Consider the following 613-nt stretch of genomic DNA (forward strand, 5'->3'; position numbering starts at 1 on the left):
TTTACTCATAGATATAGGTCTTGTTGACATTATTGTTATCCTCATCAAACGATTTAGATAACGGTTTAACATACCTACAAAAATGATAAAACGTGAACTCGGTAACGAGTGGCGTTAAGCTTTGATCGGCAAAATCATTAAGAACACAAAAGTGATCATTATCGAGTGATTTTCGTGATCAAAGCTTAATGAAAGTAAGTGATCAAAGTTAACGCCATTGGGTGATCAAAGCTGGGGAGAATATGCACCATTCTTTGCTCGCATTTGATTTTAATTTACAGCCATCAATCGCAAACATGTTGCGGCCTATCAAGCCTTCTTCATCACATATCATCAGCACTTGCGTGAACAGCGGTTCAATCTGCTCATGCATTTTCGCCACGAATCCCGCTATCGATGTGTAATGAGGTTGAATATCGCCCGACACACTCATGAACAAAATATTGTTCTCACAGGCCTTGGCTATTCGGCGGCTACTAATTAATCCATGCGCATAACCGAGTAAAATAATCTTTAACATCACCGTGGGCGGATACGCTGCCGCGCCTGTTTTGTCGTTGTTATACCACGCGTCAAAGCCCGACAAGTCGAGTTTATTTTCGACAATATAACA

1 protein-coding gene is annotated in these 613 nt (G+C 40.8%); it reads right to left on the reverse strand.

The features are described from left to right. Positions 1-208: 208 nt before the first annotated feature. Positions 209-613 (reverse strand): transposase (locus ADS77_RS21320; protein WP_235575847.1); only part of this gene is annotated, 405 nt, incomplete at its 5' end.

The organism is Pseudoalteromonas porphyrae (assembly GCF_001298125.1).
In the GTDB taxonomy this organism is placed as follows: domain Bacteria; phylum Pseudomonadota; class Gammaproteobacteria; order Enterobacterales; family Alteromonadaceae; genus Pseudoalteromonas; species Pseudoalteromonas neustonica.